14 protein-coding genes are annotated in these 14724 nt (G+C 61.3%); 11 read left to right on the plus strand and 3 right to left on the minus strand.

The window, feature by feature from the left end; all coding sequences use genetic code 11:
- Positions 1-291 precede the first annotated feature (291 nt).
- The 3 genes from NGM29_RS05455 to NGM29_RS05465 all read left to right on the plus strand — a co-directional run bounded on the left by NGM29_RS05455 (position 292) and on the right by NGM29_RS05465 (position 5143).
- Entirely contained in the window at positions 292-1578 is a 1287-nt protein-coding gene (locus NGM29_RS05455) for a TIGR00341 family protein (RefSeq protein ID WP_254159424.1), read from the plus strand.
- Positions 1579-1719: 141 nt separating this feature from the next.
- Entirely contained in the window at positions 1720-3582 is a 1863-nt protein-coding gene (locus tag NGM29_RS05460) for an SLC13 family permease (protein ID WP_254159425.1), read from the plus strand.
- Positions 3583-4096: 514 nt separating this feature from the next.
- Complete coding sequence (locus NGM29_RS05465; RefSeq protein WP_254159426.1) at positions 4097-5143, plus strand: NAD(P)/FAD-dependent oxidoreductase; 1047 nt, start codon at positions 4097-4099, stop codon at positions 5141-5143.
- Positions 5144-5376: 233 nt separating this feature from the next.
- Here NGM29_RS05465 and NGM29_RS05470 read toward each other — a convergent pair whose 3' ends face one another.
- A complete protein-coding gene (locus NGM29_RS05470; RefSeq protein WP_254159427.1) occupies positions 5377-7797 on the minus strand; it encodes a PAS domain-containing sensor histidine kinase in 2421 nt (806 codons plus the stop codon).
- A 344-nt stretch (positions 7798-8141) separates the two neighbouring features.
- Between NGM29_RS05470 and NGM29_RS05475 the strand changes: the two genes are divergently transcribed.
- From NGM29_RS05475 to NGM29_RS05485, 3 genes are all read left to right on the plus strand, one after another.
- Positions 8142-8285, plus strand: coding sequence for a DUF7557 family protein (locus NGM29_RS05475; protein ID WP_254159428.1), 144 nt, complete (start codon positions 8142-8144; stop codon positions 8283-8285).
- Positions 8286-8371: 86 nt separating this feature from the next.
- Entirely contained in the window at positions 8372-8566 is a 195-nt protein-coding gene (locus NGM29_RS05480) for a hypothetical protein (protein WP_254159429.1), read from the plus strand.
- A 72-nt stretch (positions 8567-8638) separates the two neighbouring features.
- Positions 8639-8857, plus strand: coding sequence for a hypothetical protein (locus NGM29_RS05485; protein ID WP_254159430.1), 219 nt, complete (start codon positions 8639-8641; stop codon positions 8855-8857).
- A gap of 106 nt (positions 8858-8963) precedes the next feature.
- Here the strand turns inward: NGM29_RS05485 and NGM29_RS05490 are convergent, their stop codons facing one another.
- Positions 8964-9413 (minus strand): universal stress protein, encoded by a 450-nt coding sequence (locus tag NGM29_RS05490; RefSeq protein WP_254159431.1) that lies wholly within the window; start codon positions 9411-9413, stop codon positions 8964-8966.
- A 130-nt stretch (positions 9414-9543) separates the two neighbouring features.
- Between NGM29_RS05490 and NGM29_RS05495 the strand changes: the two genes are divergently transcribed.
- The 4 genes from NGM29_RS05495 (at position 9544) to NGM29_RS05510 (ending at position 12900) form a co-directional block, all read left to right on the plus strand.
- Positions 9544-10413 carry a deoxyribonuclease IV gene (locus NGM29_RS05495; protein ID WP_254160427.1) on the plus strand — a complete coding sequence of 290 codons (870 nt, stop codon included), beginning with the start codon at positions 9544-9546 and terminating at the stop codon, positions 10411-10413.
- A 141-nt stretch (positions 10414-10554) separates the two neighbouring features.
- A complete protein-coding gene (locus NGM29_RS05500; RefSeq protein WP_254159432.1) occupies positions 10555-10878 on the plus strand; it encodes an amphi-Trp domain-containing protein in 324 nt (107 codons plus the stop codon).
- A gap of 258 nt (positions 10879-11136) precedes the next feature.
- Positions 11137-12063 (plus strand): DMT family transporter, encoded by a 927-nt coding sequence (locus tag NGM29_RS05505; protein WP_254159433.1) that lies wholly within the window; start codon positions 11137-11139, stop codon positions 12061-12063.
- A gap of 54 nt (positions 12064-12117) precedes the next feature.
- The gene (locus NGM29_RS05510) at positions 12118-12900 is read left to right on the plus strand and encodes an HFX_2341 family transcriptional regulator domain-containing protein (RefSeq protein WP_254159434.1); all 783 of its coding nucleotides are present in this window, start codon (positions 12118-12120) and stop codon (positions 12898-12900) included.
- A gap of 81 nt (positions 12901-12981) precedes the next feature.
- On the opposite strand, the gene NGM29_RS21140 is transcribed toward NGM29_RS05510, so the two are convergent.
- The gene (locus NGM29_RS21140; protein WP_256548184.1) at positions 12982-13113 is read right to left on the minus strand and encodes a hypothetical protein; all 132 of its coding nucleotides are present in this window, start codon (positions 13111-13113) and stop codon (positions 12982-12984) included.
- A gap of 273 nt (positions 13114-13386) precedes the next feature.
- Between NGM29_RS21140 and NGM29_RS05515 the strand changes: the two genes are divergently transcribed.
- Entirely contained in the window at positions 13387-14214 is an 828-nt protein-coding gene (locus tag NGM29_RS05515; protein ID WP_254159435.1) for a class I SAM-dependent methyltransferase, read from the plus strand.
- Positions 14215-14724 lie beyond the last annotated feature (510 nt).

Consider the following 14724-nt stretch of genomic DNA (forward strand, 5'->3'; position numbering starts at 1 on the left):
TGCAAGCAGATACCAAGCACACTACGTCTCATCTGAGGCCTGACGCATACGCGCACAAACCAGAGTACCACCATCTCGATGGGAATTCCGCTTCCGGGGACACAGGAACGGCCTGCTGTCCCACGGAAGGAATCCCACGACTGAAGTCGTGGGTGGATGTCAAAGGACGCGTTTTCATCATAGCCTCTTTTTTTATACAGCACCCGAATTGAACTGTTTGCAATATCATTCGACGCTGACAGTCTCCCCTCTGTGGCAACAACCTATCCCGATCTTCGGTGTGGTTCCGATATGCGTCTCGTGCAAGTTTTCGTGCCACAGGGAGATAGAGAACTCGTCCTCGAGACGGCGGATAGGACGGGCGTTGACTATGCCGTCTCCGAGGAAACGAGCCGCGGAGAATTTGAGGCGGTGGTCTCGATCCCCGTACCGCCGGCCGCCGTCGAACCACTCCTCTCGTCGTTTCGATCCGCCGGTCTCGCTGAGGACTCGTACATCGTTGTCACGGCCGCAGAAACGATTGTCTCGAACCGAACGACCGAACTCACCGGGAGGTTTGGCGCGACCAGGATCTCGCGGGAGGAACTACAGGCGCGTGCGGAAGACCTCGCGCCCGCCACTTCGACGTACGTCATCTTGCTTGTCGTGAGTACGATCATCTCGACCGCCGGGCTGTTGCTCGATTCCGCCGCGACGATCATCGGTGCGATGGTCGTTGCTCCGTTGATGGGGCCGGCGCTCGCGGCGAGCGTCGGTGTCGTTGTCGACGAGGACGAACTCGCTACTCGCGGTGTCGTCCTTCAGGTGGGTGGACTCGCGGCTGCGATCGTGACAGCAGCATTGGTCGGCTGGCTGCTTAGAGGGACGGTACTGCTCCCGCCTGGGCTCGACATCACGACGATTCCCCAGGTCAGAGAGCGGATCACCCCCAACGCTCTTGCGCTCTTTCTCGCACTCGGCTCTGGTGTCGCCGGGGTCATTAGTCTCACTCGCAATGTCGGCTCGGTTCTCGTCGGCGTCGCCATCGCCGTCGCACTCGTCCCACCCGCCGCGACCGCCGGGCTCGGAATCGCCTGGGGATCCCCCATGGTCGTCGTCACCGCCGGGACGCTCGTCCTCGTCAACTTACTCTCGATCAACCTCACCGCACTGATCTTGCTCTGGATCTCTGGCTATCGCCCCCAACAAACGGCGAACATCGAGCGCGTCTATGGCCGGTTACGGTCACGCGTCGTCGTTCTCGTCGTCGCGATTGCCGTGCTCTCGGTCGTTCTCGGCGCCGTCACCTACGGGACTTACCAGTCCGCCACGGTCGAACACGATATCCAATCCGAACTGGAAACGATGAGCGACGATCCTGCTTTCGCGGAGCTGCAGTTCCGCGAGATCGATGTCGACTACGAACCCCACGATGTCTACACCGGTACCCAACCGTCGGTGACGGTGCTCGTCGAACGGCCACCAGGCGAGCAAGAACCCGACGACTTCGCCGATCGAGTGCGCGACCGCCTGGAATCTGCGACCGGCGTCGACCTCCAGGTCATCGTGGAATTGGTCGACATGCAACGGAGCGGTTGACATCCTACCCGCGCTAAAGCGCGAGCTTTTGGGCCTGTTCATCCCATAACCGTTCCCTGCTCGCCGTCAAATCACCACCGCTCGCACACAGTTCGAGAAAATAATAGAAGGATTACATTACCCTCCGATGTAGCTCGTACCATGTTGAGTTCCGTCTGCGCGCCGCTCGCCCAAGAGCCCACGGTACAGCCGGAGCTCACGACGGACATCCTCGTTGTGCTGGGCGTCGTCGTGCTCGCGCTCGTGCTCTTTCTCACCGAGCGGTTACCGATTGATGTGACCGCAATCCTGCTCATCGTCGTCCTCGCTGTGCTGGAGCCATGGACGGGCGTCGATCCGAGCACCGGCATCTCGGGGTTCGCCAACGACGCGACAATCACGGTGTTGGCGATGCTCATCCTGAGCGGCGGCATCGCCCGTACTGGACTCGTCCAGGAACTCGGTCATCGGATGGCAGCGTTCGCAGGCGACAGCATTCGGAAACAGCTGTTTGTCACTGTCCTCGCCACAAGCCCGGCTTCCGGGTTTCTCAACAACACGCCCGTCGTTGCATTGCTTGTTCCCGTCGTGACTGACATCGCAAACCGAGGAAATACCTCTCCATCAAAGCTGCTCATCCCGCTCTCGTACGCTTCGCAGGTCGGCGGCATGCTCACCCTCATCGGGACCTCCACGAACATCCTCGCTAGCGACATCAGCGCCCGTCTCGGGGCCGATTACCCCGAGCTCCACCGATTCTCGATGTTCGAGTTCACCCAACTTGGCGTGATCGTCGTCCTCACCGGGGGCCTCTACCTGATCTTTGTCGGACACTATCTCTTACCCGAGCGCATACCGCCGCAGGCGGACTACGTCGCTGAATACAAGGTCGGTGACTACATCGCCGACGTAGAGATCATCGCTGACTCGCCGCTCGTCGGGGGGACGGTGGCCGACGCGACCGAACTGCTCGGTCCCGAGGTTGACGTCGTCCAGATTGTCCACGGTGGGGATCGGTTGGTCGCCCCCCGTCAGGAGACCCGTATCGAGGAGGGCGACGTACTCGTGGTCCGCACGGATCGAGACGCGATTACGATGCTCGAGGGCGTCGCAGCTGTCGAACTCGTCGGCAATCCGCAATCGGCCGCAGAAATCGAGCCAGCCGACTCAGAGGGCATACTCACCGAATTGGTCGTCTCGCTCGACTCGCAGCTCGTCGGAGAACGACTGGATCCCGAGCACTTCCGCGAGGAGTTCAACGCAGCCGTACTCGGCCTGCGTCACCGTGGAGAACTCGTCGCAGAGCGAATCGTCGGACGGCGCCTGGAGGTCGGCGATACGCTCCTCGTACAGGCGCCGCCGGAAACGTTGGATCGCCTCTCCAGAGGCGACGACGTGATCGTCGCTCGGGAACCACCCCGGCGCGAGTACCGTTCAGACAAAGCGCCGATCGCCGTCGCAATCATGATCGGCGTCGTCGCCGTCGCCGCACTGGAACTCTACCCCATCCTGCTCTCGGCGCTTGCGGGCGTTGTTGCGATGGTCGTCACCGGCGTCCTCGAGCCGAACGAGCTGTACGACGCCGTCGAGTGGGACATCATCTTCCTGTTGGCGGGCGTCATCCCGCTGGGGATCGCCCTCGAGCAAACCGGCGCAGCCGCGTATCTCGCTTTCTTGGTCGTCTCAACCGCGGGCTTCCTCCCTACGCTCGTCGTGCTATGGTTGTTCTACATCGTGACCGGCCTTATCACCGAGCTGGTCAGCAACAACGCAAGCGTCGTCCTCATGATTCCGGTTGCGGTGGCCGCGGCAGCGGCCATCGGTGCGAATCCGCTCGCGTTCGTCTTCGCGGTCACCTTTGCCGCCAGTACTACCTTCCTGGGTCCCATCGGCTACCAGACGAACCTGTTCGTCTACGGTCCGGGCGGCTATCGGTTCACCGACTACTTCCGGGTCGGCGCACCCCTACAGTTGCTTCTCTCGGTCGTAACCGTGCTCGGCATCGCGTTCTTCTGGGGAGTTTGATCACATCTAAGCGGGCAGGTCTCTAGTCATCTACAATCTACAGTTCTACTGACCAGCTTATCTGAATTACAGCTGTCAAAACCCCGTCCTTCAGGGCGGAAATACGGCGCGGTCCTCGTCTTGCAAACGCCCATCTCGGAAGGCTTAGGTGCCCCACAGGCGTATACTCGGATGTCAACCTGTCGGTTTCCCCGCCGGGTCTTGACGCCCCACAAACTGGCAGTTGACTCGGTGTTTACCTCATCAAAAAGTAAGCCCGTGGGACGCAGACCGACAGAAAATACCAGGTAACTCCGAGTCCCGTGCGGGATAGGAGTAACGGATGCGTGGCACCTCCACGAGTTCGTCGGACTCGAAACCGTAACTCTCCCAACGAACCGCCCATTGGTGGGCGTGGGAAGCCCCGCCGTTTACGGCGGGGAGGATGTCACGGACGTATGGCGTCGTACTCGTTGGTAACATCTCGCTGTCTGGATCCCTCCCGTGCGAGTAACGATGAAGAACTACTGACAACATGGAGCGAACAGTCATCATAGGCGGTGGGGACGCAGGACTGATCGCCGCGGCGTACTTAGAGCGAGCAGACGAGACCGACGTACTCCTCGTCTCTGAACGCGAGTACCACGTGTTCTCGTTTCTCCTCTACGACGTGATTACTGGAACGCCGCTTCGGCGAGCGCGTCTGGACATTCCAAGTACGTTCCGCGAGAAGGACGTGACCTTCGTTCGGGGCCTGGTCGAGGGTATAGACGCGACCGAGAATCGAATCGACCTCCGGAGTGGGTCGCTACATTTCGACACCCTCCTGATTGCCGTCGGCGGCGTGACGGCATACAACATCGACGACCGCAGGCACGTATTCGACATCAGGACCGACGCCCGAGAGATACAAAGCGCAGTGAACTCCCCGAACATCCGTGACGTTGTGGTCGTTGGCGGGGGACCAGTTGGCGTTGAGACCACTGCGGCGCTCTCGTCTGTTGCCGATACTGATGTAACTCTGGTAACGTCTAGTCGCCGTCTGCTCCCCGACTTCCCTCCGCGTGCCAGCAGAATTGCCGACCGGGAGTTACGACGGCGAGCCCGACTCAAAACGGGGACACAGGTAATGGAGGTGACTGAAAACGGCGTCGTGCTGGACGGTGACGATACCGAACTGAACGACTTGACTGTCTGGGCTGGTGGGGTACGGCCGAACCCCGTGATCGAGAACTTTGGCCTCGCACGAAACGAGTGCGGACTGCGCGTCGATTCGCATCTGCGTTGTCTCGACACCAACAACGTGTACGCCGCAGGTGACGTCGTCGATTACCCGGAGAAGATGAAGGACGGCTTTTCCGCCGGACTTGAAGCCAGAGCAGCTGCAAAGAACCTCCTCCGAGGACTTCGAGGCCAACGACCGATCGAACACGACGTCCGGTGGCATCCGAGAATTGTGGACCTCGGCGGGGGTAATGCTCTCCTCTCGGTGAACGGGATGGTCTATCACGGCCGAGGACCTGCGTTCGTACGAGCCGTCGCCGTCAAGGGGTATCCATTCTACTGGAAGAGTCGGTACTGAGGATTCTCCGCTATCGAAACGATACCGAGGAGCCGGTGCGCACTTTTGCAGTTTAGCCACAGCCGCCGAGAGTGGCATAGAACGATTCACACGGCAGTTGATTTCATCGGATTTGTAGTGAACGTGCTGGTAGATAGAATGTGCTTATTGACCGCTGGGATTCCTACCAATCAGCGTATCTCGCAGAAAGCTGAACTCGGACTGGAGCAGCCCAACCGATCAGTTGAGTGTATTCACGCCTCGTCACCGCTTGCAACAGGGAGCGTAAACGAGAAGGTCGCACCTTCGCCCGGTTCGGACTCGACCCAGATGTCGCCACCGTGGCGCTCGACAATGCGCTTACAGAGCGCGAGGCCGATTCCCGCTCCCGAGTGCTCGTCTTGCGCATGCAGGCTCTGGAACACCTCGAAGACACGCTCTCTGTCGTCCGGGTCGATGCCGATCCCCTCGTCGGTGACTGAGACGATTACCTCCGAACCGTTCCGCACAGCGGAAATATCTACCTGTGGTGGGTCGTCGCCGCTGTACTCGATTGCGTTAGAAAGCAGGTTCTGGAATACCTGGCGTAACTGCCCTGGGTCACCCTCGACGTAAGGCAGCGACTCTGCCGTGATCACGGCATCGCTCTCCTCGGTCACCATCTGGAGATCCGTGCGGACGTCCGCGAGAACGGCGTCCAGGTCAACCCGCTCGAAGGGATCGCCGCGCGTTTCGACCCGTGAATACTTGAGCAGCCCCTCGATCATGTCACGCATCCGGTCGGCACCGTCGATGGCGAACTCGATGAACTCCTCAGCGTCCTCGTCGAGTTCATCCGCGTAGCGGCGCTCGATCAACTGAAGATAGCTCGTGATCATCCGGAGGGGTTCTTGCAGGTCGTGTGAGGCGGCGTAGGCGAACTGTTCGAGACGCTCGTTGGATTTCTCGAGTTTCCGCTCGAACTGCTTGCGCTCAGTGATATCGGTCAGCGCACCGGGGAACGTTACTGGATTCCCGTCGTCGTCGTACTCGACGTGACCGCGCGCAACTACCCACCGGAGTTCGTCATCGGCGTCCCAGACGCGGTACTCTTCTTCATACTCTTCCCCCGATTCGATGGCGTCCTCGACCTTCCGTTTGACCCGCTCGCGATCGTCGTCGTGGATGGCCGAGATGAACTGGTCGAGCGATACGCCCTCAGTGGCCGCGTCGGGATCAATCCCGAACTTCTTCGCGAACGACGAACCCGTGACCATATTGTCGTCAGGAATATGCCACTCCCATGTCCCGACGGCGCCGGCTTCGGCCGCCGCCTCCAGTCGCTCTTTAGCATCCTCGAAATAGCGCTCACGTTCGACTCGCTCGGTTACGTCGTTCGCCGCACCCAGCCAACGAGTGATTTCGCCGTTCTCATCCAGGAGCGGTGTAGCACGAGAGGAGATCCAGGTTACTGTGCCGTCTTCACGAATGACCCGGTGTTCCAATTCGATGCTGCGTTTCGTGCGAATGGCTTCGTCAATGGCTTTCTGAACGCGCGGCTGGTCTTCGGGCGGAACGTATTTTTCGACCCACGATGGCCCTTGCTCGTCGGTGTCAGCGAGGAATCCAGACCCCTCTAAACTGTGCATCTCGCTCCAGTCTGCGTTCGCACTGAACACCACATCCGACGTGGTGGTGACCAACGCGCGAAAGCGTTCTTCGCTCTCGTGCAGTTGTTCGTACGCTTCTCGCTTTGCTTGTCGTAGTAACTCCTGTCCGCGCAGCACGATGTCCGATGCGAGCTGTGAACCCGCCCCGTCTGGATCCTGTAGCAGTTCCTGCTCGCCGTCTGCCTGGAGTTCCTGGACGATCGGTGTGATGTCCTCGACGCTGTGGATGATGTAGTCGATTTCGCCAGTCGTGTCAAATACTGGTGAATTGATCGGATTCCACCAGCGCTCCTCGAATTCGTCGCCACCGGACTCGCGGTCGGGGATCGGATAGTGCGTTACCGGCATGGTGTCCGCTTCCCCGTCCTCTATTACTCTCTCGAGCGACTCGCGCAGGTTCTCGGCGCCATCAGCCGGATTGTCGGGGTGGTTCGGAAAGATCTCGAACAACGTCTTCCCCATGATCTCCGCCCGATCGGTCATCGTCGCGTCCAGATATGCATCGCTCACGGCCACGATTTCGTAGTCCCCGGGCTGTACGATAAGATAGTTGCCGGGCACGTTCTCGAACAGTCGACGAAAGGTCGCTTCGGTGGCTCCCCTGTCCGTCTGTTTGCGTTCGCCAATTTCGCGAACGATTCCGACTGTTCCCTGCGCGGTATCACCTACGTCGAGCACGTTCACCCGAACTTCACAGCGAATCCGTTCCCCTTCGGCGGTCTCCATGATGAGCTCGAGTAACTCGCTTTGATTGGAGGCGTTCGCTCGGAGGCGGTCGATCTCACGTTCGATCGTCGCACTGTCACCACCGAAGAGCACGGACACGTGCTCGCCGAGCAGGTCCTCACGCGTGTACCCGGCAATCTCGGCGATGACGTCGTTGACCGAGACGAGGCGGCCTTCGGCGTCGAGTCGATAGATCCCATCGTCGATCGTATTGATGAGGGTCCGATAGTGCTGGAGGGCCTCGGTGTCATCCGTATCCCCCCAGAACGTCGTCTCAGAAGCCTCGGCCCGTTCGCTCATATACATGTTGAGGCCCTCGATTCGGATAAGTTCCCGGCTTAGACCGCTCCTTGTATTATCGGCAATTTGAGATCGAGCAGTACCATTCCCTGTACTGAGCAACCACTATTCTTCACAAATCGAGCCCAGCCTCGTGCAACATTCATCCTCTGTATGCAGCAGGCATCTTCCATCAACTTTTAATCATTTCAATATAGTTACCGCGCTATACGACCACGTCCCGGATCGTTCTTGTGCGGGCGCCCGAGCGTCACCATCGCGGGAGACGCCTTCGGCCAGTCGGGTCGGGGTCCGGGCCTGGTTCGGGTGATGTTTTATCGAGTTGGGGCCCGTTTTCCCCATCGATGACCCGCACGATCGAACTCGACGACGACCTCGCGGAGCGCATGGAAAGCCACCTCGAGGACGACGAAACGCTCGAGGAGTTCATCGCCGAACTGGTCGCGATCTACGAGCAGGAAGGACGATTCCTCCAAGAGGGACCTTAACGTCTGGAGACGCAGAGGGGTGCGGCGGTTTCGAACAGCTTGCTCGCCACTTCGGTATTTTCGTACTCGAGGGTGTACGTCGGTGCATGCAGTACGACGAGATCGACCTGCGAGTGCGAGAGCGCGACGGCGAACGAATACTCGAGATCGACGGCTATTTTCGGCCGTTTCCGGAGTCGAAATCCTCCGAGCATCGCCGAAATGCGATCGTCGACCTCACGGAATCACAGGCGCGACAGTTGCACGAGGACCTCGGCGAGTACCTGGCCGCGTGGAAATGAAATGCACTGGAATCGAATCGATCGTCGCTTCTCACCTTTGGAGTGCAGACCCCCGAACGCGTCGGGGATCTCATGAGTACCGTCGATCGTGCCGTCTTCGCCGTCGCGGTGCTGTCTCTGTGGATCCTCGCTCTCGCACTCGTTGGGGTGGCACTCCACGGATTTGAACTGGTGCCGTCGGACCTTCCGCTCTCGCTCACCGTCTCGCTCATGGTGCTGGGCGGCGTCTTGTACCTGCTCGCCCTGGGATTCGTCAACTACTACGGTGGGATCGACGTGCGGCTGTTCTAGCGCCGACGTGAAGAGTGGGGAAAGTGCCCGTCAGCGCGATATGCGTCGTACTCGAGTCGGTGATCGTGGCTCGACCGTCGAACGAGCGGCGCTCACTGGGACCGGATCAGGCCACCTTCTTCGCTTCCGGTTCGCGAATGATCGTCACTGACCCCGGCGAACGACGCGAGACGCGTTCGGCGACGCTCCCGAGCAGGAACCGCGACAGCCCGCGGCGGCCGTGGCTGCCGAGTACGACGTGGTCGACGTCGTTCTCTTCCGCGTAGCGCACGATGGACGACGACGCCTTCCCAATCGTCGTGCTAGTCGTCACGTCCGCGTCGTACTCCGCCGCGATATCGATCGCCTCCTCGAGCAACCGCTCGGCGGATTCCTGCGAAATTTTGTAGGCGTCGTCGGAGTAGAACCCATCCATTCCCTCGGTGCCGGACCATTCTCGAGGGTCGCTAACGTGAAGTACGTGGATCTCCGCGTCGGGATACGTCGACAGAGCGTGGTGCAACGCGGCGGTCGCCTGGGACGACTCATCGAACGCGACGAGGATTCGAGGTGCCATGGGCGTCCCTCCGTGGACCAGGAGCAAATTTCCTCGGGGGTTGCGGCGCCGACCTCGCTCGTTCTAGTCCGTCACGGCGCCCGGGTCCGAAGTACCTTTGACCTCCCACTACAGAGACCCCGATATGTCCATGCACGTCGGCGCACACGTGTCAATCTCCGGATCGCGCGTCTCCTCTGACGACGAAACGCCACCGTACAGCGACGTCCGTAACGCCGTTCACCGACAGCTCGCCTTCGGCGGCAACTGCGGCCAGATCTTCACCACCTCCCCGCAGGTCTGGGCCCAGCCCGAAATTAGCGAGGAGGCCGCCGCCGGCTTCCGCGAGGAGACCGACGAGTTGCTCGAGGGCCCGTGGGTGATCCACTCGGCGTACCTGGTCAACCTCTGTACGCCTAAGGAGGGCCTCCGGGAGAAGTCGATGGCGAGCATGCAGGCCGAACTCGACGCCGCCGACCAGCTGGGCGTCCCGTACGTGAACGTCCACCTCGGGGCCCACACCGGCGCGGGCGTCGAGGGCGGTCTGGACAACGCCGCGAGCGTCATCGACGACCTCGAGGTGCCCGAGGACGTGGCCATCCTGATCGAATCCGACGCCGGCAGCGGGACCAAGCTGGGAGGTGAGTTCGAGCACCTCGCGGGCATCATCGACCGAACCGACGAGGACATCGGTATCTGCATCGACACCGCCCACACGCTCGTCGCGGGCAACGACCTCACGACGCCCGAAGCCGTCGACGAAACCGTCGGGCGTTTCGACGACGTGGTCGGCCTCGAGCACCTCGAGTACATCCACCTCAACGACTCGAAACACGACGTGGGCACCCACAAGGACGAGCACGCGCTCATCGGCGAGGGCTACATCGGCGAAGACGGAATGCGCGCCATCGTGAATCACCCCGACCTCCGTGACCTGCCGTTCGCGCTCGAGACGCCCACCGAGGACGGGAAGGGCTTCGCCTGGAACATCGCGAAGGTCAAGGAACTGCGAGAGGCGTAGCCCCGGCCTCGACACTCGTTTGGGAGTCTCGGTATCGCTCCTATTCGGAATCTCGGTATCGCCTCTGTTCGACAGATCTTCGAGGCGGAGAGGTGCCGTTGAAAGCACGTCTATTTTACCAGCAGCCGTGGTGCTGTCTGTATGGCAGACGACGAACACGAAGACGAGACCGAAGCGGAATCGGAAGCCGACGAGACAGAAACCGAAGCCGACGAAACGGAACGCGAAGGCGAGCGGGTGATGAGCCGGTCAGACGGTGCGGCAATCTTGCGCGAAGTCGCTGACGGCGTCGAGAACGGGACGATCGATATCCAGGGGGAGAACGGCTTCACGGTGGACGTTCCAGAGCACTTCGAACTGGAAGTCGAGTACGAGGTCACCGACGACGAAGCCGAGTTCGAAGTCGAACTCGAGTGGCCGATGGAAGACGGCGAACCGGTGGCACCGGACGAAGAACACGAGTAACGGCGGCTGTTGCGTCGGAAGGGAGGAAGACCGCGTTCACCAATCGAGCAAGAACGGGAGAACATGGTCAGTCACTGAACGCTGCGAGAAGTAGTATGAACGCTGCAAGAGGTAGTTCCCCGTCTTCTACACGTTTCCCCGGCGTGCTCTGTAGTTCGTCAGTCTCAGTCGACTGTAACGCACAGTAACGAACAGTATCGATCAGTAACGATAGTAACGAATATACTGTTACCATCGTTGCCCGCCGTCCTCCGTTCGATGCGAACTCACGCGGATACGACGGAGACAGCAGGCGGCCTATCCGGATCGAAACGTACGCGAGCCGTCTTCGAAGCACTATTCGTGACTGTCCTCTGGTCGTCTTCGTACGTCCTCATCAAAGTCGGCCTCGAGGAGATTCCGGCGGTGACGTTCGCAGGGTTGCGCTACGGCGTGGCGACGGTGGTTCTGGTTCCACTCTTTCTCCGCGGGGGCGGGCACCGATCCGTCCGACGGCTCGAGAGGCGAGAACTCGCCGTGTTGCTCGCCCTCGGGCTGTTCATGTACGCGATCACGCAAGGGGCGCAGTTCCTCGCGCTACAGTACCTGCGAGCGGCGACCGTCAGCCTCCTCCTGACGTTCACACCCGCGGTGGTTGCCCTGTGTAGTGTCCCGCTGCTCGGCGAGCGTGCCTCGCGACGGCAGTGGCTGTGGATGGCAGTCCTGTTCGTCGGCGTCGGGGTCTACTTCTACCCGTTCGACCTCGGCGTCCTCGCGCTGGTCGGCCTCGGTATCATGGCCGTTGGGCTCCTCTCGAACGCCCTCGCGTCGATCCTCGGCCGATACGCGAATCGCGACGGAACGCTGTCGGCGCTCGGCGTAACGACGGTCAGCATGGGGGTCGGATCGGCTCTACTCCTCGGGACGGGTATCGCCGTGCAGGGCCTCCCGTCGCTGAGCCTTCGGAGCTGGGCCATCGTCCTCTGGCTCGCGGTCGTCAACACGGCGTTCGCGTTCACCCTCTGGAACCGGACGTTACAGACGCTTACCGCGACGGAATCGAGCGTCATCAACAACACGATGCTCGTGCAGGTGGCGCTCCTCGGCTGGATCTTCCTCGGCGAGTCGCTCACGCTCACGGACGGTCTCGGCATGGCCGCAGTGCTGGCGGGCGCGTTGCTCGTCCAGGTCGCTGGGCGGCGGTAGTATTGGTAACGACGGTAACGGATTCCTTTTACTATTGGTCGTTCATGGCCACGTATGAGCCGCGACTCGCCGGTGACCGACCGCGTTCACGTCGTCCCGCTCGGCTTCGAGTACGCTCGCGTGAAAGAACCGATCCTGCGGTGGAAGGCCGATCGCGTCGTACCGATCGAGTACCGTGACAGCGACCGGGAGATTCCGTTCGTTCGAGCGCTCCTCGAAGAACTCGAGGCAAACGAGCGCATCACAGTCGACCGCCGCTCCTGTGACATCTTCGACCTGTACGACACGCTTGGGACGATTTCGGCAGCGATCGCGGACTACGCCGACGACGACGTCTTCGTCAACCTCTCCGCCGGGAGCAAGATCACCGCCATCGCGGGCATGATCGCCTGCATGGCGACCGGCGCACGGCCGATCTACGCCCGGCCGTCGTACGGCCCAGAGGCGTCGCGGATCCCCGAGGAACCGCTTCACGAGGAGGTGGCGGAAATATTCGAACTACCAAGGTACCCCATCGAACGACCATCGGACGTTCACGTCGCGTTTCTGGCACACGTCGACGCGGAGACCGCGGAGACGGCCAGCGGGCGCTACCGCGGGGTAAGCAAGACAGACCTGATCGACTTCGCCCTCGAGTCGGCGTTCCCGTTCGTCGCGCGGTCCGAGGCGACGACGCGGAAGGGCTACTATCGACTGCTGGATCGGCACGTCGTGAATCCCTTGCTGGAGAAGGGGTACTTCGAGGTCGATAAGGTCGGTCGCGAGAAGTACGTCACCCTCACCGAGGACGGACGGAACGTGCTTCGGGCGTTTCGATACGCCGCCGAAGAGGCCTGATCTGCTCCTCGAGGATGCTCGGGGTGGGCGGCGAACTCTCATAAATCATCGAAATCTTCCTCAACCGATCGAAACGCCGCGTCAGCGACTCTCTCGCTCTTCGTGGTCGTCGTCCCGCTCTTTGGACTGCCACCAGGAGATGGCAATCGACGGGAGAAACAGCACGAACCCCACCACCAGCACGAACAGTACGATTCCGACCGTCTCGAGCATCGTTCTCGAGTCACACTACGGTGGGACGTGTTGTACCTCTTGTGTGTGCCAGGCCGACGGCCCTGCCTGGGCTGTGGCCACCGACGTCGCATCAATGCTCGATGTCGATCAGGGCGCTGTGTATCGATCGAAATCACTCGAGGGTGCTGGACATCGCTTGAGGCTACTTGACGTCGACCCCCGATTCACAATTCGCCAGCGCCCACGTAGCTCGAGACCGCCTCGTCGCCACAATCCAGACGCCTTTTTACCCGCCACCCGCAACCTCGAGGCGTGCGCGCGTTCTCCGAAGCCTACCTCCGCCGGACCCGCGAGGGCATGTGGGCCGACTCCCGTGAAGCCCTCTCGAGTCTCGACCTCGCTTCCCGCGAGCGCGTCTTGGACGTGGGCTGTGGCTCGGGCGAACTCACTCGCGTCCTCGCCGAGGAGTGTCCTGGCGAGGTCGTCGGGTGTGACGTCGACCGGTCGTTGCTCGAGTTCGCTCGCGATCCAGTGGACGCAGAAACGTCGGCAGCCCCCGTCGTCCAGGGCGACGCCACTCGCCTCCCATTCGCCGACGACAGCTTTGACCTCGTGCTCTGTCAGGCCCTCCTGATCAACCTGCCCGACCCGGCCGCAGCCGTCCAGGAGTTCGCCCGCGTCTCGAGCGAGGGCGTCGCCGCCGTCGAACCTGACAACGGCGCCGTCACCGTCGAATCCACAGTCCCGCGGGAAGCGACCCTCGAGCGCCGCGCTCGCCGGGCTTACCTCGGCGGCATCGAGACGGACGTGACTCTCGGCGCCGGTGCTCGAGAGGTGTTCGAGTCGGTCGACCTCGAGGACGTCACCACCTCCCGCTACGACCACGACCGTTCGATCGAACCGCCCTACGACGAGCACGCGCTGACGGTCGCCCGCCGAAAGGCGACGGGGGCCGGACTGGCCGACGATCGGGCGACGATGCTCGAGAGCGACCTTACGGACGAAGGCTACGACGACCTGCGGCGAGCCTGGCGCGAGATGGGGCGGGACGTGATCGAACAGATGCAAGCGAGCACCTACGAGCGGACGGAGACGGTGCCCTTTTACGTGACGTCCGGACGGGTATCGAGCCTCGAGTGAAGTAGATCGCTCACTTACATCGAGTCCCCCACACGTTGGGAACCACCGACTATTCGGTAATTCACGATCCCTGGTATCACGACTTGAGATAGGTCAGTATCAGTCTCGTTAAGTCGGTTCGGCTACTGGCTATGGTACGTAATGTACCCACGACTAAAGTCATGGGCTTTCCCCCGTGAGGGGTTTCGGCCCACGACTCGGCAACTCGCAGGCGGATTACACGCCAGCAGTTCCCCGTGTGGAATTACTCTATTCCACGGACGGGTACTCCCGAGCGGGGGTTTGTGTCCCACTGGGGTACAGGGGTATGGAAGCCCACTCTCCAGCGCGGAGGCACTGACCCACACCGCTTTAATTCCCGGTGGACTCGAACGCGGCTGTTTCGCGGGCGGTGAAATCCGCCTCGGAGGGACAGCGGCATCGTCCCCGAGTTTCGGCACATCGCCGGGACGGTCTGTCCGGGGCCGCATTACACCGGCCCGTACTGGCAGACACGTTCGGCCCACCAGA

Origin of the sequence: Natronosalvus rutilus, assembly GCF_024204665.1 — an archaeon.
GTDB classification, from domain to species: Archaea; Halobacteriota; Halobacteria; order Halobacteriales; family Natrialbaceae; genus Natronosalvus; species Natronosalvus rutilus.

Coding starts and splice junctions, on each gene's coding strand:
- NGM29_RS05455 (WP_254159424.1), top strand. CDS start 292: ATGCGTCTCGTGCAAGTTTTCGTGCCACAGGGAGATAGAGAACTCGTC.
- NGM29_RS05460 (WP_254159425.1), top strand. CDS start 1,720: ATGTTGAGTTCCGTCTGCGCGCCGCTCGCCCAAGAGCCCACGGTACAG.
- NGM29_RS05465 (WP_254159426.1), top strand. CDS start 4,097: ATGGAGCGAACAGTCATCATAGGCGGTGGGGACGCAGGACTGATCGCC.
- NGM29_RS05470 (WP_254159427.1), bottom strand. CDS start 7,797: ATGAGCGAACGGGCCGAGGCTTCTGAGACGACGTTCTGGGGGGATACG.
- NGM29_RS05475 (WP_254159428.1), top strand. CDS start 8,142: ATGACCCGCACGATCGAACTCGACGACGACCTCGCGGAGCGCATGGAA.
- NGM29_RS05480 (WP_254159429.1), top strand. CDS start 8,372: ATGCAGTACGACGAGATCGACCTGCGAGTGCGAGAGCGCGACGGCGAA.
- NGM29_RS05485 (WP_254159430.1), top strand. CDS start 8,639: ATGAGTACCGTCGATCGTGCCGTCTTCGCCGTCGCGGTGCTGTCTCTG.
- NGM29_RS05490 (WP_254159431.1), bottom strand. CDS start 9,413: ATGGCACCTCGAATCCTCGTCGCGTTCGATGAGTCGTCCCAGGCGACC.
- NGM29_RS05495 (WP_254160427.1), top strand. CDS start 9,544: ATGCACGTCGGCGCACACGTGTCAATCTCCGGATCGCGCGTCTCCTCT.
- NGM29_RS05500 (WP_254159432.1), top strand. CDS start 10,555: ATGGCAGACGACGAACACGAAGACGAGACCGAAGCGGAATCGGAAGCC.
- NGM29_RS05505 (WP_254159433.1), top strand. CDS start 11,137: ATGCGAACTCACGCGGATACGACGGAGACAGCAGGCGGCCTATCCGGA.
- NGM29_RS05510 (WP_254159434.1), top strand. CDS start 12,118: ATGAGCCGCGACTCGCCGGTGACCGACCGCGTTCACGTCGTCCCGCTC.
- NGM29_RS21140 (WP_256548184.1), bottom strand. CDS start 13,113: ATGCTCGAGACGGTCGGAATCGTACTGTTCGTGCTGGTGGTGGGGTTC.